Origin of the sequence: Spirosoma aureum, from assembly GCF_011604685.1 — a bacterium.
Taxonomy (GTDB): domain Bacteria; phylum Bacteroidota; class Bacteroidia; order Cytophagales; family Spirosomataceae; genus Spirosoma; species Spirosoma aureum.
Window position 1 is genome coordinate 570,478 of record NZ_CP050063.1, and the last position, 18,995, is coordinate 589,472.

11 protein-coding genes are annotated in these 18,995 nt (G+C 48.4%); 7 read left to right on the top strand and 4 right to left on the bottom strand.

The features are described 5' to 3' along the window. Nucleotides 1-472 precede the first annotated feature (472 nt). Nucleotides 473-988, top strand: a complete 516-nt coding sequence (locus G8759_RS02310) for a hypothetical protein (RefSeq protein ID WP_167204839.1) — start codon at nucleotides 473-475, stop codon at nucleotides 986-988. Nucleotides 989-1,054: 66 nt separating this feature from the next. Here G8759_RS02310 and G8759_RS02315 read toward each other — a convergent pair whose 3' ends face one another. Next, a complete protein-coding gene (locus tag G8759_RS02315; protein ID WP_167204841.1) occupies nucleotides 1,055-3,208 on the bottom strand; it encodes a prolyl oligopeptidase family serine peptidase in 2,154 nt (717 codons plus the stop codon). Nucleotides 3,209-3,454: 246 nt separating this feature from the next. On the opposite strand from G8759_RS02315, the gene G8759_RS02320 reads away from it, so the two are divergent. The 5 genes from G8759_RS02320 to G8759_RS02340 all read left to right on the top strand — a co-directional run bounded on the left by G8759_RS02320 (nucleotide 3,455) and on the right by G8759_RS02340 (nucleotide 14,560). Then, nucleotides 3,455-6,727, top strand: a complete 3,273-nt coding sequence (locus G8759_RS02320; RefSeq protein WP_232074106.1) for a sensor histidine kinase — start codon at nucleotides 3,455-3,457, stop codon at nucleotides 6,725-6,727. Between the two features lie 111 nt (nucleotides 6,728-6,838). Continuing rightward, nucleotides 6,839-9,229, top strand: coding sequence for a sialate O-acetylesterase (locus tag G8759_RS02325; RefSeq protein ID WP_167204843.1), 2,391 nt, complete (start codon nucleotides 6,839-6,841; stop codon nucleotides 9,227-9,229). 226 nt (nucleotides 9,230-9,455) lie between these two features. After that, on the top strand, nucleotides 9,456-12,224 hold the full coding sequence (locus G8759_RS02330) for a DUF1553 domain-containing protein (RefSeq protein ID WP_167204845.1): 2,769 nt from the start codon (nucleotides 9,456-9,458) through the stop codon (nucleotides 12,222-12,224). Between the two features lie 73 nt (nucleotides 12,225-12,297). Next, nucleotides 12,298-13,800, top strand: coding sequence for a DUF1501 domain-containing protein (locus G8759_RS02335; RefSeq protein WP_167204847.1), 1,503 nt, complete (start codon nucleotides 12,298-12,300; stop codon nucleotides 13,798-13,800). 100 nt (nucleotides 13,801-13,900) lie between these two features. After that, nucleotides 13,901-14,560, top strand: a complete 660-nt coding sequence (locus tag G8759_RS02340; RefSeq protein WP_167204849.1) for an alpha/beta fold hydrolase — start codon at nucleotides 13,901-13,903, stop codon at nucleotides 14,558-14,560. Here the strand turns inward: G8759_RS02340 and gatC are convergent. The 3 genes from gatC to purH all read right to left on the bottom strand — a co-directional run bounded on the left by gatC (nucleotide 14,552) and on the right by purH (nucleotide 17,221). After that, the gene (gene gatC, locus G8759_RS02345; RefSeq protein WP_167204851.1) at nucleotides 14,552-14,839 is read right to left on the bottom strand and encodes an Asp-tRNA(Asn)/Glu-tRNA(Gln) amidotransferase subunit GatC; all 288 of its coding nucleotides are present in this window, start codon (nucleotides 14,837-14,839) and stop codon (nucleotides 14,552-14,554) included. The genes G8759_RS02340 and gatC overlap by 9 nt on opposite strands. Nucleotides 14,840-14,870: 31 nt before the next feature. Continuing rightward, nucleotides 14,871-15,605 carry a lysophospholipid acyltransferase family protein gene (locus G8759_RS02350; RefSeq protein WP_167204853.1) on the bottom strand — a complete coding sequence of 245 codons (735 nt, stop codon included), beginning with the start codon at nucleotides 15,603-15,605 and terminating at the stop codon, nucleotides 14,871-14,873. A gap of 77 nt (nucleotides 15,606-15,682) precedes the next feature. Continuing rightward, a complete protein-coding gene (gene purH / locus G8759_RS02355) occupies nucleotides 15,683-17,221 on the bottom strand; it encodes a bifunctional phosphoribosylaminoimidazolecarboxamide formyltransferase/IMP cyclohydrolase (RefSeq protein ID WP_167204855.1) in 1,539 nt (512 codons plus the stop codon). 176 nt (nucleotides 17,222-17,397) lie between these two features. Here purH and G8759_RS02360 point away from each other — a divergent pair, with 176 nt between their 5' ends. After that, nucleotides 17,398-18,969 carry an oligosaccharide flippase family protein gene (locus G8759_RS02360; RefSeq protein WP_167204858.1) on the top strand — a complete coding sequence of 524 codons (1,572 nt, stop codon included), beginning with the start codon at nucleotides 17,398-17,400 and terminating at the stop codon, nucleotides 18,967-18,969. Nucleotides 18,970-18,995 lie beyond the last annotated feature (26 nt).

Consider the following 18,995-nt stretch of genomic DNA (forward strand, 5'->3'; position numbering starts at 1 on the left):
CATTTTTTATCACCTTTGGTCGATTCATAGCTATGCGCAGATTGTGCCAGGAAATGGAGCGTTTACGCTATAAAAATTACGCAAGAAAACGCCTGTTGACGATCAGGATTCAGGCTTTCAATCGTACTTAAGGTCGATGTTGACAAAGGCATGAATTTAACGCTTTATTAGTTTTATCCTATAAATTTAATAGAGTGAAAAGTAGCTGATACGCAGTATTTTCTGCCTTACCGATCACTCAAACGTATCGATGGTCTTTCGTCGATACGTTAATGAGAAATCGTAACTATTTTTTGAAAATGTATTTATAAGGGGCTGATTTACAGCTTGTTTACCAAAAGCTGGTATTTGCTGATTTGTGGTAGAGAATCTGTTACTCTTACCGATTAATAAGAGCCTAAACAAGGGAATTTGCGAAGCGAAACGAATATACCTTAATTTGTTCCCAGTTTTACATAAATCAGTTTACCACATGAAAAAAATTCACTTTTCGATTTTGCTAGTTATAGCCCTTCTCGCGGGCACACAGTCATTTGCGCAAATGGCGATTGACAAAGGTACTAAGTTCATAAACCTCGGTATTGGTGTAGGTGGCTATGGCTACTACTCAGGTGGTGGTGGCATCGGTCTTAATGCAGCTGCCGATTTTGGTGTAGCGCCTAATATTACCGTAGGTGGTGTGATTGGTTATAGAAGCTATGGAAGCGTAGCTACTTACAATTACAGCTCATTTGATATTGGAGCTCGTGGTTCCTACCACTTCAATGAACTGCTTAACCTGAGTACCGATAAAGCGGATTTGTATGCAGGTTTAGGGCTTTCCTACTTTTCTTTTTCCTATGGTGGTGCTGGTTTCGACAATTATGGAACGGTGTATGTGCCTATTCACATTGGTGGTCGTTACTTTTTCAGCGAAAAATTAGGTGCTTTTGCTGAACTGGGTTCTAGTCTTGCTACCCTTAAATTAGGGCTTACCCTTAAATTCTAAGGATATTCATCATTCAATGAAAAAAGCCGCTCCTGATTCAGGAGCGGCTTTTTTCATTGAATAGAATTACTTACTGGCGATTTCTCGAAGGCTCTTCACACCCATATTCCAGAGGATGAACGAATAGATGTCGGCCGTGGTCTCAATATTCTTTTTGGTATTGCTGGCACCGTGCCCGGAGTTAGTGTCAATCCGGATCAGCACCGGATTCTGGCCTTTATAAACCTCCTGTATGGTGGCTGCATACTTAAACGAGTGTGCCGGTACAACCCGGTCGTCGTGGTCGGCAGTTGTGATAAGGGTAGCCGGATAAGCGACACCCGTTTTCAGATTATGAATTGGTGAGTAGGCATACAAGGCCTTAAACTCATCGGCATTATCGCTGCTACCGTAATCGGCAATCCAGTTCCAGCCAATCGTGAATTTGTGGAATCGGAGCATATCCATGACGCCCACTTGCGGAATCGCGACCCGAAACAGTTCGGGACGCTGATTCATAACCGCTCCAACAAGCAACCCACCATTTGACCCACCCTGAACAGCCAGTTTAGCCGGGCTGGTGTACTTTTGCGCAATCAGGTATTCGGCGGCTGCAATGAAATCGTCAAATACATTCTGCTTTTTCAGCTTCATGCCCTGCTCGTGCCATTTCTCTCCATACTCGCTACCACCGCGTAAGTTTGCCTGGGCATAAACACCACCTTGCTCCAGGAAGGGAATTCGTAGCGGACTAAATGCCGGGGGTAGGCTAATATTGAATCCGCCATAGCCATACAGAAGTGTTGGGTTCGTGCCATCCAGCTTCAACCCCTTACGATAGGTGAGGAACATGGGCACTTTGGTTCCGTCTTTACTGGTGTAGAAAACCTGCTTGGTTTCGTAGTCTGTTGGCTTAAAATCTACTTCGGGAGCCCGGAAAATCGTGCTTTTACGGGTGGCAATATCGTACCGGTAGATCGTTGGCGGAAACGTAAAAGATGTGAATGTGTAGAATACAAACTTATCGTCTTTCTCGCCACCAAATCCGCCTGCCGAACCGATGGCTGGGAGTTGAATATCGCTTTCCCGCTTTCCGGTATAGTCAAACACCTCTACGTTTGAGGTAACATCCTTCGAGTATTCGACAAATAATTTGCCGCCGGCTGCGCTGACGCTATTCTCGGCAATAGGTTCTGGTTTCTCCGCAATAAGCGTCGAAAAAGCCTTCTTTTTTGTGTCGTAGGCAATGACTTTACTATTGGGCGCTTTCTCATTGGTCAGAATCAACAGCCGATCCCCATCGTTGTCGACCACGCCATAACTGAAGTCGGTCACGTCTTCTACAACGGGCGAAAACGATTTCTGATCGATTTTGGCATCCATGAAAAACAACGCATTTCCGTCTTTTCCCTTGCCCCGATCACTCACACTGAGCAACAGGAACCGCTCATCGTCGGTAGTACTGGCAATGTGGAATCGCTGAGGATGTTGAGGATCTTCATAAACCAACCGATCGGCGCTTTGGGGCGTGTTTAGTTTATGGTAGAAAACCTGGTGATTTTCGTTCTTGGCGGCCAGTGCACTGCCTTCGGGTTTAGGGTAGCGGCTGTAATAAAATCCGTCACCCTGCCAGGCGGTGCCCGACACTTTTACCCATTCGATTTTATCTGACAGATATTGCTTGGTAGCCAGTTCCATAACCTGGTATTCCTGCCAGTCGGAGCCACCTTTGGAAAGGCCAACGACGGCGTATTTACCATCTTTCGAGAGCGAAAATGCGCCTAGTCGTGTAGTACCATCGGCCGAAAGTTTATTGGGATCGATTACTAATTCCGGTTTTCCGTCAAGACCTTTCTGCCGATACAGAACTGCCTGATTTTGAAGGCCATCGTTCTTCGAAAAATAGAACCATTCGCCCTTACGGCTTGGTGCAGAGTATTTAGGATAGTTATAAATCTGCTCAAGTCGATTTTGAAGTTGCTGTCTGTACGGAATTTGCGACAAATAGTCGAATGTAACTTTATTTTCCGCTTTTACCCATTCGGCGGTTTCGGCAGAGCGATCGTCTTCGAGCCAGCGATAAGGGTCGGCAACAGTAGTGCCGTGGTAGGTATCGGTCTGATCGGTTTTTCGGGCTTTAGGGTAAGCCAAAGGTTCATTGGTGTTGTGGCTTCCTGACTGAGCCAGAGCCGCAGAAGAGCTAAGCATAAGCGATAATCGAATGAGGTGAATATAACGCATGGGTTATGAGCAGTTGATGAATTTTAACGGCAACTTCCTACGAATAACGGTTCGGAATACCGAAAATACAAGGGGCAATCCTGTTATCAACAAGACTAGTGAGTCCAATCGATTTTTTAGGAGACTATGGAGTTGGCTAGCGATGAAGGAGCGTATGGTTAAATCAGTCTAAACTACCAAATCACTTGGAAAATAGGTAAATACTTAACTCATTTACAGTTGCTTATCTTAACCTCTTTATTATTAATGATTCGACAGGTACTTCATCGAGCCGCTTATCTGGTGCTCCTTTGGAGTATGTTAAGTCAGTATGCCTGGGCGCAGATAAATTATCTGACCAAACCAACCACGCCGAACTTTCAGATTGACCATATCAGCGTTAATGACGGATTAACGCAGGGCTCAGTCTATTACATGCTGAAAGACAGCCGTAGTTTCCTGTGGTTCGGGACACAGGATGGCCTTAATCGCTACGATGGTCATCAATTTCGCACCTATCGCCCTTCAGTAGGTGAGCGGGGAGTCCATCGCTCTGGGGCAATTCGGGGGGTCAATATTTTTGGTATTATCGAAGACCCTGATGGTAATTTATGGGTTGGCACCGAAGAAGGATTAAATCGGTATGATCGCCAACATGATCGCTTCGACTGCTTTTTGGCAACCGACGCCCAGCACCAGCCGATAAATAGCCGTACACTGCCTTTTTTTGTCGATAAAACGGAATTGCTTTATCTGAGCGATGCCGAAGGTTTAGTGCGATTCGACTACAGAAACCACCGAAAGACAATTCTGGCATCAACCATTCACCCAACCAAAGAATACGATCTCCCGAGCTCGACTGTGCTTACCCCGGCGGGCGATGTGTGGCTCCATGCTCCGCAAGGTCTGATACGGTATAACCTCCATGATCGAACATTTTTCCACTATTTTAGTAGCCGGCCCGACAATCAGTTTGGCTCTCCACAAACTGTTTTTTCCTTTTTTATTGATCCTGACAACATTGCCTGGATTGGGACAAATACAGGATTGATCCGGTTCGATTATCGGCATCAAACGGCGCTGGTATACGATCGTTTTGGCAACCAGCCCCTCAGTGCCATCTATAGTATTGCTCCCGGTCAGCTTGGTCGTCTCTGGCTGGGTACGCAACGCAATGGGGTATTGTATTTCGATAAGCGGTCGCGGTTGTTTGGTCAGGTCAACGATGTGACGGGCAATACCCGGCAACTGAGCGAGTTTGAGATTCGTAAAGTTTATTCGGATAATCTGGGCATTATCTGGGCTAATGTCGATCCGGACGGATTGACCCGTATCATACCCAATGCTTTTTTGTTTGGGGGCATGAGCAAACGCCAGTCGACAGATAATATGCCTGCCGAACTAAAATTGAGCAACTACACGGTTCGGGGCTTTATGGAAGAACGTTTTGATCGACTCTGGATCTCAACGGAAGAGGGAATTAACGTACTTGACCCACGCACAAATCATGTTATTAAACGCTACTTCACCGATGCGAGCGAATACAATTTGCCAACGCATAAACTCGTGCGATGCATGTATCGTGATCCAAAACGGCGCATATGGGTTGGTATAAAGGGTGGAGTTATGGCGTTTCATCCGGAAACCGATCGTTTCGAGCCAATTCTGTTTCAACCCTCAGCTAGCCAGGTGACCGACAATTATGTGCGTAATCTGGTGAGCATTAACGACAGTACGCTCGTTGCCGCTACTGAAGATGGTCTGTATGCCCTAAATGTTGTTCGCCATAGCTGGTCAAAACTTCCTGATCTCGCTGGCGAGAACATTTTTAACCTCTGGTACGATACCAAAACCCGCCAGTTATGGGTAGGTACTTACCTGAACGGGTATTACTGGTATCAGCTGCCAGAGCATCAGCTGTCGCCCTGGAAACTCATTCGATCGGGCTTAAAAGGGAGTATGGTGCTTCATTTTCGCGCCGATACACTGCGCCAGACCATGTGGCTCTCTACCGATCGGGGACTAGCTGCTTTGAAGCCTGAAACGGGCAAACTTAAGCTGTATTCAGACCAGCAGGGTTTAGCCAATTCGTTTGTATATGGCTCGCTGGCCGATGTTAATAATGTTATCTGGCTGAGCACAAACCGGGGTCTTTCGCGGCTTGATCCATCTACGGGAGCCATCAAAAATTTCACCTTAAGTGATGGTTTACAGGGCAATGAATTTAACGGCAATGCCTTTATCCGACTGGCTAACGGAGAATTGTTTTTTGGGGGTGTAGAAGGGTTTAACCGGTTTCGTCCCGATATGTACCGCAATTCGTCGTTCAGCCCGAATGTCCATATTTACTCGTTCAATGTTAATGAAGATTCACTGCTGTCAGACCGCTACGTTGGTGAAATTGACCGGATTGAACTAGCCCATGATCAGAACACTCTATCGATGGAGTTTGCTGCTCTGGACTACTTTAGTAATGGTCATAATTCATACCAGTACCAGTTAATGAATTATGATGAACAATGGGTATCAGCGGGCGAAAAAAACTACGTTCGCTATGCCAATCTGCCATCGGGTGACTATATTTTTCAGGTCAAAGCCGCCAATCGGGATGGGCACTGGAGTAGCCGGATTAAAAAACTGGCGATTCATATTCAGCCGCCTTTCTGGAAAACACCGGCGTTCTACATACTGATCGCATTAATGCTTGTCCTGGTAACCTTTGGCTGGATTCGACAGCGTGAAAATGGCATACGCCAGCAGGAGACGGATCGGTTACGGCTGGCGTATGAAATTCAGGAGCAGGTTAAGAAAGACATTGCCCGGGATCTGCACGATGAGATCGGAACTCGTCTTGCAACCCTAAAACTCTATACAACCCGGTTGATCCAGTACATCAATGAAGCCTCCGTTGAAACATCTCAACCGGCAACGCACGCGAATGTTGTGAATACGGCAGGCGTGCAGGTTCTGAAGAATAACATTTTTACGCTGATTAACAGCACGATAAGTGATGTGCGTAATCTACTTCGGAAATTAAATCCGCAAACGCTGGAGCGATATGGTTACGTTGCTGCTGTAGAGGAACTGTTCTCGCGCATTAACGCAACCGGCACAATCGCAATGCACCTGATTTTGACGAATGCACCGGGTGAGTCGGCCGCAGACGGAACAGAGTTAGCAGACAATCCGGCTAACCCGGATTTACGGACAATAGCCCGCCTTCCGGTGGATATAGAAGTGATGTTATACCGAATAACGCAGGAACTGGTGAGCAATTCGCTTAAACATGCGAACGCGCACCAGATCGATCTATTTATTCAGGGTCAGAAAGACCGGCTATTTCTGATCTACTCCGATGATGGGCAAGGGTTTGATTATGAGCAGATAAAGCGCAGTGGGTCTGGCCTTGGGCTTGGTAGTATAGAGTCGAGGGTCGCTATTTTGAACGGGAAAATCCTTTGGCAAACACAACCTGGTCAGGGCGTCAGCGCCCATATAGACATACCCACCGGCCCCGTTGCGAAGCGGTGGTTTTCTTAGTTATTGATGCGTTTTTAGGTAGCATATACGTACCGTAACGTACCATTCTGAGTATACCAATAACCGTTACCAACTTTCTGCCTATTTTCGCAGGAGCATTTACGATTATTCATGTCGACATTTACAAAATGGGTCTTACTGTTTATTGGATGGCCCTTTTTTGCTTTTGCCCAGCTTCAGATTACACACCCAATGTCGCGACTCGTTGTTCAGCGCGGGAGCGACGGGAATGGGCGACTGTATTTATCAGGGCGACTGAGCAGTGCCGTCGATCGGGTAGAGGCTTCGCTAACGCCCGTTTCGGCTGGGCAGGGAAATGCTACGGGCTGGCAGGTGGTTCAAACAAATCCGACAGATAATGTTTTTCTGGGGTATGTTACAGGTTCAGGCGGATGGTACATTCTGACCGTACGAACGCTGATTGGGAATACCGTAATCGCACAGGGGACCGTACAACCTGTCGGTATTGGTGAAGTGTTCGTTACGGCCGGACAGTCAAATTCGCGGGGCCTGGGTATTGGCGATAATGACCTTGGAGCCATTACTGACCGGGTTAGTGCCATTGATTCGATCAACCACTCCTATCCGCCTGGCGCGCAGGCGCTTGTCGCGTCTGGTGATCCCATGCCCGTGCCCATATTCCAGCCGTTGACCGCTGGCCGGAAAATTTTTCCTATGGCTGAAAGTTCGTGGGGATGGGGCGAATTAGGCGACTACATCGTGAATCGCTACAATGTGCCGGTGGCGTTTTACGTAGCCGGATGGGATGGGTCGACGGCCGAAAACTGGTACAATACGGCGAATGGCATTCCAACCTGTAATCGATATTTCTGTGCCGAAAACTGGCCTAACCTGCAACCCTATACCAACCTTAAGAACGTACTTCATTACTACAATTCCATTGCAGGCATTCGGGCTGTATTATGGCATCAGGGTGAGGCCGAATACAGCTTTCCCGATGGAACGACCAGTATTCCGCAATACTATGATCGATTAGTTGGGGTTATCCAGAAATCAAGGCAGGATTTTGGGGGGCGTAATATGCCCTGGATGGTGGCCCGTGCCTCATTCGATGGTACAGATTTTCGCCCTGCCGTTGTTACCGAACAGCAGCGAGTTATTGATACACCGGGCCTGAACGTGTATCAGGGCCCTTATAACGATACGATTGTTAATCGCAATGCGGGCAATACAGATGTGCATTTCAAAAATAGCTCACGCCCGGCAACACACCCGCGCTATTACTTAAATCCGGCATCTATTCCCGCCGATATGGGGCTTTCCCGGTTTGCCCGCAACTGGAATAATAGCCTTAGTAACAGCTTTTTCCAAAACACGCAGCCGGTTACGCCTACTCAATTCGCTGTTACAGGAACCGTAGCGGACTATATCCGCCCCGGCGATAGTCTGTATGTGCCTTTCTCAACGCTCGGTTCATTTGCGGGCGATAACCAATGGCAAGTGCAGTTGCTTGATTCGCTTGGCCGTTACTGGTCTACATTAGGCAGTGGTTCGGCAAGTCCGATAAAACTAAAAGTTCCTGACACCCTTCGACTGGGAAGCCGCTTTCAGCTTCGGGTTGTAGCTACGTCGCCATTCCTGCCGGCTGTACCTTCCAATTTATTCCGGACGAGTGCCACGGCCAGTCAGGCAGATGTTAGTCTGGCCATGGGAATCAGTCAACGACTGCCTGACCTGAACGGCCCCGTTACAATTAGTCTTTTTGTCCAGAACAACGGCCCAGGGCAGGCACGAAACATTGTGATTCGGGACCGCTTGCCCGATAATCTGGCGTTTATTTCATCGACAGGCTTAACATTCAGTAATAATGTGCTGACCAGTAATGCCATGGATATTAGTCCGGGTGCAACGCAGGTTATCAGTTTTGTCGCTCAGCCGACGGCTGGTGGCACATATAGTAATGCTGCAGAAATTGCACAGATGCTCTCAACCGACCCCGATAGCCAGGCTAACTCCGGTACGGGAGATGGGCAGGATGATATGGCTATGCTGGATTTTCGTACCAAACAGGGTGGTTCTGGTTTATTTGTTTCGCCCAATCCCAATCAGGTTCCATTACCTACTGTTGTCAGTAATCAGCCAATCCCTGATCCCACTAAAGCAGACATCAGCCTGAGCATATCCGTCGATAATCGGGTGCCCCGCCTGAATGATGTGATCACGTATTCACTGACTATTTCCAATGCGGGTGGTGCCAATGCTTCTACGCTGTTTGTTATTGCCTACCTACCCAGCGGGCAGGTTTTTGAGTCAAGTAATGATCTGGCATTAAGCGGCAATGGCGTTGCCGGTAGTGTCAGTAATCTGGCTGCTGCTACCAGTAGAACATTGCAGTTTAAGGCCAGAGTTACTGCGCCGGGGATGGGTGTTTGTAGTGCACAGATTTTAGCCGCTGGCCAGGCCGATCCCGACTCTGTACCTGGTAACGGGACTAGTAATGGCGAAGATGATACCGCTCAGGTAGACGTGCGCGTGAAGTAAACGAATCGATTATCTTCCAGATTCAATGACCTTAATTGGCTGTTTTTACGAACGGTTTAGGCTGTATCTTCGTTAAAACTGTATCTATCCGTGATTTTCGTACGCTATATGCCCAAGTCTCTTCATTATAAGTGGTGAGGATTTGGGGTCTTTTGTCTTTTATTGAAACTAGACAGGACTAGTCGGTAAATAGTTCGTTAGCACACAATTTGCCCGTAAATCGAAGATGAAGAGTCAGTGGATTATTCTGGGTACCGTCGGCATCGCTGTAGCGTTTATGCTCTCGTCGTTTCTCGGTATTTTTGAGGAACGGGTCGATTATAACACGCAGATTAAACCACTGCTGAACAAAAATTGCATCGCCTGCCACGGTGGTGTTAAAAAAGCCTCAGGATTCTCGCTGTTATTTAAGCATGAAGCCCTGGCACCGGCCAAATCCGGCAAACTGGCCATTATTCCCGGTGATGCTGATGGTAGTGAAATGATTCGGCGATTGACGCTCGATGACCCCGATGAGCGAATGCCGCTCGATCACCCAGCTCTGAAACCGGATGAAATCGATCTCCTGAGTAAATGGATCGATCAGGGGGCCGAATGGGGCGATCACTGGGCGTATCAGACAGTCGAGAAGCCTGACATTCCGAAAATTGGCACGTTCTGGAGCCGACTGGGTATTGCTGAAAATGACGAAACGAACTGGGCCAAAAATGAGATTGATCATTTTATTCTGGATAAATTAAAGCAGGAAGGAATAAAACCGTCGCCTGAGGCTGATCGGGCTACGCTAATCCGGCGGCTATCGCTCGACCTCACGGGATTGCCTCCCTCAGAAAAAGACGTTCTTGACTTTACAACCGATCAGTCAGCCAATGCTTATGAGAAAGTGGTTGATCGATTACTAACCGCTCCGGCTTATGGCGAGCGCTGGACGGGCATGTGGCTCGATCTTGCCCGATATGCTGATACAAAAGGCTATGAACGTGATCCCGGTCGGAAAATCTGGCGTTACCGCGATTGGCTTATTAAGGCCTTCAATGAAGACAAACCCTTCGATCAATTTACAATTGAACAAATTGCGGGTGATTTGTTGCCGAAACCAACGGACGCTCAGCTGATCGCAACGGGCTTTCATCGGAATACGATGAACAATGATGAAGGTGGTACGCAGGACGAGGAGTTTCGGGTCGCAGCCATGCTGGATCGCGTCAATACGACCTGGGACGTATGGCAGGGAACAACTTTCTCATGTGTGCAGTGCCACAGCCACCCCTACGACCCATTTGTTAACGAAGAGTATTATAAGTTTCTCGCTTTCTTCAACAACAGCCGCGACGAAGATGTAACGAGTGATACACCGACACTGCGATTCTATAAAGCAGATGATTCGCTCAAACTTGTCAATCTGCGGCAGTTTATTGCCAAAAGTATTCCTAATCCTAAGCAGGCCAGCATACAGGCCGACTATTTTACGAAGCTGGCCCGGACGATGGAGCCGAAAATCAATTCGCACGATTTCGACCAATTGGTAAACGCGTCGTTGCTGGATGCCAAGTATTTTGGTTTTCAGGATAAAGGCTCGGCCCGTATCAAAAACGTAACGCTGACAGGGCGCCCAAGGCTCCTGATTTCGTGGGGCACAAAGGCTCCTGATGCAACTGTCACCTTTCGGCAGGATAATTTGGCTGGTCCCGTACTGGCTACTGTTCGTGTGCCGAAAACGGGGAGTACCGGCAATGATACGATCCAGTTAATACCATTACCACCCGTGAAAGGTAAACACAATTTATACGTATCGCTCAATAGTCCAACTGCCCCCAAAGATTGGGTCCAGATCAAATGGGTATCATTTCAGCCATCGTTGCCCAATCAGCCTCTGGACGCTGTCGGCGAAAGTGACAAATTACTGTTGGATATTCTGAATGCCAACCCCGAACAAACGCCTATCATGCTCGATGGTACGGGCGATTTAGCGCGGGAAACGTATGTTTTCCAGCGGGGTAACTGGCTGGTAAAAGGGAAGCGCGTAATGCCGGATGTGCCGAAGTACTTTCCGGCAATGGACCCTAAATTACCTAAAAACAGGCTTGGCCTGGCAAAGTGGATGGTCAGTCGGGAGCATCCGCTAACGGCACGCGTTGCCGTTAATCGATTCTGGGAACAACTGTTTGGTACCGGAATCGTTGAAACCGTCGAGGATATGGGTACGCAGGGTATTACACCGACGCACCGCGAGTTGCTGGACTATTTGGCAGTTGAGTTTATGGAAACCGATCATTGGAGCGTGAAAAAACTCCTGAAAAGGCTCGTGATGTCAGCTACCTATCGGCAACGTTCGGAGGTTTCTCCTGAACTGGTAGCCAAAGATCCTTTTAATAAGTGGCTGGCTCGGGGGCCACGTGTGCGGCTATCGGCTGAGGCTGTGCACGATCAGGCACTGGCTGTCTGTGGGCTGTTGAGCCAAAAAATGTACGGGCCAAGCGTTATGCCCGTTCAGCCTGATGGCATCTGGCAGTCGCCCTACGATGGCGAAAGCTGGAAGCAGAGTACGGGTGAGGATCTTCACCGGCGGGCATTATACACTTATTGGAAACGGACGGCACCCTATCCATCGATGGTTACGTTTGATAGCCCCAGTCGGGAGTTCTGCCAGTTACGAAGACTCCGAACAAATACGCCCTTGCAAGCCCTTGTCACACTGAATGATCCTGTCTATGTGGAAGCGGCTCAACAGTTGGCAGGCTACATGCAGAAGCATGGCCAGTCGCCCGAAATGCAGATACAGGCCGGATTTCGTCGGTTAATGTTGCGGGATCTGCCTCCTAAAAAACTGAGCATACTAGCCCGGCTCTATCGCAGTACGGAAGCGCATTACCGACAGAAACCGGGTGAAGCTCAAAAGTTGATGGCCAGGGCCGATGCTTCGCCCGAGCAGGCTGCATTGACAGTAACCGCCAATACCATGCTGAATCTGGATGAAGTTGTTACGAAAGAATAAACAGAAAACAGCCTGGATTGCTGTTCTCTGGCGTCAGAGCGATTAAACGCGGATTTTTCCGCAGCAAGTATTTATGGACAAACTCCTCAACGAACTTCAGCAGGCTGCGGCCGAGCGCGAAACCCGGCGGCATTTTCTGCACACCTGCTCAACAGGGCTGGGCGCAATGGCCCTCAGCTCGATCTTAGGCGGATGCGGGTTCTTTGGTAAAAATGAGGCTCAGACGAATACGGTTGGTACAGCTTTGCCAATGGGAGAGCCAACGGCACCGCATCCATCCCAGTATTTACCGAAGGCCAAACGGGTTATTTACATTCATATGGCCGGTTCTCCGAGCCAGCTGGAGTTGTTCGATTACAAGCCTGAACTGGCCAAATACAACGGTAAAGATTGTCCGCAGGAATTGCTTGAGGGTAAAAAGTTCGCGTTTATCCGGGGCGTTCCAAAAATGCTTGGTCCACAGGGTAAGTTTGCTCAATATGGCCAGTCGGGTGCCTGGGTATCTGATTATCTGCCTCATTTACAGGGTGTAGTCGATGACATAACGTTCCTGAAAGCGATGCATACGGATCAGTTCAACCATGCACCCGCCCAGTTACTCATGCACACGGGTAGTGCTCGTCTAGGACGACCGAGCATCGGCTCGTGGGTTACGTATGGGCTTGGTACCGAAAATGATAATCTACCCGGCTACATTGTGCTGGCATCGGGTGGAAAGCAGCCCGATGCGGGAAAATCAATATGGGGTAGCGGTTTTCTGCCAACGGTTTATCAGGGTGTACAGTGTCGTACGGATGGTGATCCGGTATTATACGCATCAGATCCGGCCGGAATGGATCGTAATGTGCGCAAACAAACGATTGATGCCATTAGCCAGATCAATCAACAACAGTATGAGGATGTTAAAGATCCTGAAATACTGACCCGCATCGCTCAATATGAACTGGCCTTTCGGATGCAGATGTCTGTACCTGATGCCATGAATATTAAAAGTGAGCCACAGTATATTCTCGACAGCTACGGTGTCGATCCAAACAAAGGCTCGTTTGCCCGAAACTGTCTGCTTGCTCGTCGGCTGGTCGAACGCGGTGTTCGATTTGTTCAGTTGTTCGATTGGGGATGGGATACGCACGGTACGAGTGCCGACGGAGCCATAGAAATTGGACTCAAGAATAAATGCAACGAGTCTGACCAGGCAGTAACGGCCTTGCTGAAAGACCTCAAACAGCGTGGTTTACTGGACGATACCCTGGTTGTGTGGGGTGGTGAATTTGGCCGGACGCCTATGCAGGAAAATCGCGATGGCCAGGTATTGCCGTTCATGGGCCGGGATCATCACCTCGATGCTTTTACCGTCTGGATGGCCGGTGGTGGGGTTAAGCGTGGGTTTTCGTATGGCGAAACCGACGACATTGGTTATTATGGCGTTAAAGATCAGGTTCACGTTCACGACCTTCAGGCTACGATTCTACACCTGCTTGGCTTCGATCACACCAAACTAACCTACCAGTTTCAGGGCCGACCGTTTCGACTGACCGATGTGGCCGGGAAGATTGTTAAGCCGGTGCTGGCGTGAACTAATTTGACGTAACCTGAGCTTTATCGGTAAGCATCAATTTCGCTAAGCCGGTTTAGCGTCGCCTGAAGAAGGTGATGCTCTACAAGCTCCAGTAGCTATGTCACGTACTTTTCTTATTCATGGTTATGTCGAAACCTCAGCTATTTTCGACGAACTCGTCCCATTATTACCCGTTTCTACCTTCGTTCGAATAGATCTGGCCGATGAGTTTCTACGCTGGAAACTTACAAAGAGAATCAATGTCGAGCTACTGGCGCAGTATCTGATCAATTTTTATGAAATCAAGGCCGAAGATGTCATCATTGGCCATTCGATGGGTGGATGGATTGCCATCCATATCAAGCAATTAATCAGCGCAAAAGCTATTCTGGTATCGTCCTGTACCGACCAGCGGAAAATTAGGTTACCAACGCATAATTACCGTTTGCTGAAGTTTCTGCTCTATTCGGGTATTACACAAAGCCGTCTGTTACTGAATTTTTTTCGGAAACAGTATCCGTTTGCCGAGTCGCTCGACTTGTATAGTAGCCTAATGGAAGGAATGAGGGGTATGAGTCGAACCTATATCGACCAGCAATTGCAGACGCTATTTGCCCCGGTGCCACCCCTGACAGTTTCGCCTGATTTGCGAATTCATACCCGCCGTGATAACATAATTGCCCGGCCTGCCGAACCATTCGTGGAAGTACCCGGTGATCATTTTAGTCTGGTTTTTCACCCAGAGCAAGTGGCTGAGCCTATTCGGCAACTACTCTAATACTTTCGGCACCTCAAAAAACTGCTCGTCGTGCTGGGGTGCATTGGCGAGCGCCTGTTCGCGGGGAAGATGATTGCCAATAACGTCGTCTCGCAGGACATTGGTCTCGGCCGAAATATGGGTCAATGGTTCAATTCCTGTCGTATCGACCTCGTTGAGTTGCTCCATCCAGGTCAACACACCGTTTAGGCTGTCGAGCAGCTCGGCTTCTTCTTCGGGACGAACTTCCAGACGTGCCAGATGGGCAATTTTATGTAACGTTTCCTGATCTACTTTCATCGTAAAAGAGAGACTGGTGAAAGCGTGATCGTCAGGCCACTACTTTCTTTTCGCTCATTAATTCAGTGTTGATAATTCGGTATGTTTCCTCTTTCAGCCACTCGACATCGTCCTGGGTTAACCCTGCGGTTTCGATAGGCGGGTGAATAATCGCGCGGAGTGGATGCCAATGAAATCGTACCTTTTTCGTGTCGGGCAAAATTTTATAATTATTCAGCAGTGTAACCGGTACAATCGGAACCTGTTGCTGAATCGCCATGATAAATGCACCGTCTTTGAATGGATGGTGCATTTGGGGCGGATTTTTCGCACGAATGCCCCCTTCCGGAAAGATCATGATACTGCGACCTGAAGCCAGCGTACGAATCGATTTCGCCAGTGAATAAGCACGGCTGTTCGGCTGGTCGCGATCGACCTGAACGTGCAGTTTGGCGAACATATAACCCAGCAACGGAATATGTTTAACGTCACTTTTACCCACAAAGGCATAGTAATTCCTGACAATCACGCCCATAGCCGCAATGTCCAGATATGAGAAATGATTGGCACAGAACACATAAACCTGGTTTTTAGCAGGCTTAAACCGACGCTCAACGCGAACGGGCATACCGATGCCAATGAAAAAAAGCGAGCCCCAGATAAAATTGATCTTATGCGCTACGGGTTTCCATTCATTGCGCTGCAAAAACACAAACTGTATCGGGAACAATACCAGATACAATGTGATAAAATAAACAGCGCACCAGATTGTATAAAGTAGTCGCATAAGTCGCTGCTTTTGTCATGCAGCCCCGGAAGCCCAGATAAAGTAAGCGGCTTCCGGGGTTAGCATGTCAAAAAATATTAGTGTTTAAAATGTCTGATTCCCGTTGTGACCATCGCCAGATCGTGTGCATTGCAGTAATCGATCGAATCCTGATCGCGGACCGAACCGCCCGGTTGAACCACCGCCGTTATGCCGGCCTGTCCTGCAATTTCGACGCAGTCAGGAAACGGGAAGAATGCATCGGATGCCATTACCGCTCCGTGCAGGTCGAATCCAAACGATCCAGCTTTTTCAATAGCCTGGCGGAGAGCATCTACGCGTGACGTTTGCCCAACTCCACTCGCCAGCAACTGATCTTTATTGGCCAGTACGATTGTATTGGACTTGGTGTGTTTACAAACCTTCAGGGCGAACTCCAGGGCCTGTAATTCGGATTCTGTCGGGGCTTTTTGGGTAACTACCTTGAATTGCTCCGATGTTTCGGTCTGATTGTCTTTATCCTGTTCCAGAACGCCATTCAGAATCGTTTTGAACATGATCGATGGCAACGCAACCGATTTACGCTTCAGTAAAATACGGTTCTTTTTCGATTTCAAGACCGCCAGGGCTTCGGGCGCAAAGTCGGGCGCGATCAGAATCTCCATGAACAGTTTGTTGAGTTCTTCGGCCGTTTCCAGATCTACCGTTGTGTTCGTGATAATCACACCGCCGAAAGCCGACACCGGATCGCAGGCTAGTGCATTCAGATAGGCTTCTTTCGTGGTTGGTGCCGTAGCGATACCACAGGCGTTCGTATGTTTAATGATTGCAAACGTGCTTCCTGCCGAAGCCTGAAATTCATCGATCAAACCCACACAGGCATCAACGTCGACAAGATTGTTGTATGATAGTTCCTTGCCGTGTAGTTTCTCAAACATAGCGTCCAGATCGCCGTAGAACGTTGCCTGCTGATGTGGATTTTCGCCATAACGCAGGTGATTGGCTGGCAGATTTTTGAAGTCTGCAATCGATGGCTCAGACTGACTATCAGCGTCGGCGAAATAGGCTTGAATGGCTGTATCATAGTGCGACGTTACGGCAAACGCTTCTTTGGCGTAATACCGACGGTCGGTCAGATCCGTTGCGCCATTTTTCTCCGTGAGCAGTTTCACTACGTCGGCGTATTGACTCCGCGACGAGACAATCAGCACATCTTTGTGGTTTTTGGCAGCCGCCCGAATCAGCGAGATCCCACCAATGTCAATTTTTTCGATGATATCGTCATCCGATGCCCCCGACGCCACTGTTTCCTCGAACGGATATAGGTCAACAATGGCCAGATCGATGGGAGGAATCTTATGCCGTTCGGCCTGAGCAAGATCTTCGGGTAATTCACGACGATAGAGAATACCACCCATAACGGCCGGATGAAGCGTTTTAACGCGCCCCCCGAATATGGATGGATACCCCGTCAGGTCTTCAACGGCCGTTACAGGAATGCCGAGTTGTTCAATAAATGCCTGGGTGCCACCGGTAGAGTATAGCCGCACATTTTGTTCGTGCAAAAGCCGTACTAAGGGTTCGAGACCGTCTTTGTAATAAACGGAGATCAGCGCAGAGGAAATTTTGAGGGACATGCTGTCAGTTGAATCAGCTATAGTGCTGTTTCTGAAATTAATGGTCAAGTTGGCCGAAACAACAAAGAGACTGTTTCGACCTGAAGCACAAAGATAACCAAACGTCTTAACTTTGTCAGCCCGAGGCACGAAAGCCACGGTATGAACGTCCTAATTAGCAGGCAGGTATTAGTGGAATGAGTACATTCAAAAAATTAGCCAGCGACACCGCGTTGTATGGCGTCAGCACTATTCTTGGGCGAATGCTCAATTTTGCGCTGGTGCCTTTGCAAACCTACGTGTTTACCCAGCCGGGCGAAATGGCTTCCAACGTCGAATTATACAGTTGGGTAGCCATTCTGATGGTTATTTATACGCTGGGTCTGGAAACCGCCTTTTTTCGGTTTGCGGCCCGTCGTCCCGATGATCGCATGAAAGTGTTTAATGAAACACTGAGTATTGTCATTGCCGTCAGCGCATTATTTACCACGCTTATCATCCTACTGACTCCGCAGATCGTAGTTTGGCTGGACTATCCGGGCCAGGAATTGTCGGTAATCTGGGTCGCGATCATCGTTGCAATCGACGCCGTTATGGCCATACCATTTGCGCGGCTTCGGGTCGAGAATCGGGCACGCCGGTTCGTTCAGGCACGAATTATCAACATTCTCATTGTGGTAGCCCTGAATGTATTCTTCCTGATCATTTGCCGGGATATTTATAACGGGAAATACCTGTCGGTGTTGAAACCCATCATCGACCTGATCTACTATCCCAGCCTTGGTCCTGGCTACATTATTCTGGCTAATTTATTGGGCAATGCTACCTATTTTCTGCTGTTGCGCGATGCGTTCTCCGGCTTTCGTTTCCGGATAAATAAAAACGATTCAAGGGTTATGCTCGCGTATGCGGCTCCACTTATGCTCACCAGTCTGGCCGGACTGATCAACAGCATGACCGACCGGTTATTCCTGCAACACTGGCTTCCAGAAGGGTTTTATCCGGGATTTACGAGTAAAGACGCACTGGGCATTTACGGCAACTGCCTGAAATTATCCGTTTTTATGGCGTTGGTCATCCAGTCATTCAAGTTTGCCGCCGACCCGTTTTTTTTCTCACGCGCTGAAGATAAAAACTCGCCTAAACTGCTGGCCGACGTCACCAAGTGGTTTATAATCGTTTGTGTGCTCATCTGGGTTGGCGTCAGTTTGAATCTGGATGTAGTGGGGTTACTCGTATCAAAAAAATACCGATCAGGCTTACCGATTGTACCGCTGTTATTGTTGGCTAACCTTTTTCTGGGGGTCTATTACAATATTGCGTTCTGGTTCAAGCTTAGTGACAAAACCCAGTTTGGAACGCTGATCACCGTTATTGGTGCTCTGATTACGATTGTTGGCAATATTATTCTGATTCCTCTGGTGGGTTACATGGGCTGCGCTATTGCTTTCCTGGCATCCAGCTTCGCCATGATGGTCATCTGCTACCTACTTGGTGAAAAGTATTACCCGGTTCCCTACCATGTAAAATCGGCGGTGGGCTACATTCTAGGTGCGGGATTATTGATCTATGCGTCGCAGTATGTTCAGATTGCCAATCTGTGGCTTGCGATCCCGTATCATCTGGCTCTGTTTGGGCTGTTTCTGGCCGTAGTTCTGGTCATTGAACGAAATACATTCAAACCCGTTTTGCAACGGATACGTCAGCGGAAAACCCCGGTAGTTGCTCCTAAAAATCCCTCCGATGAACCGTTGATTCCTAACGAATAGTATTCTGATAAACAGCGATTGGAGTC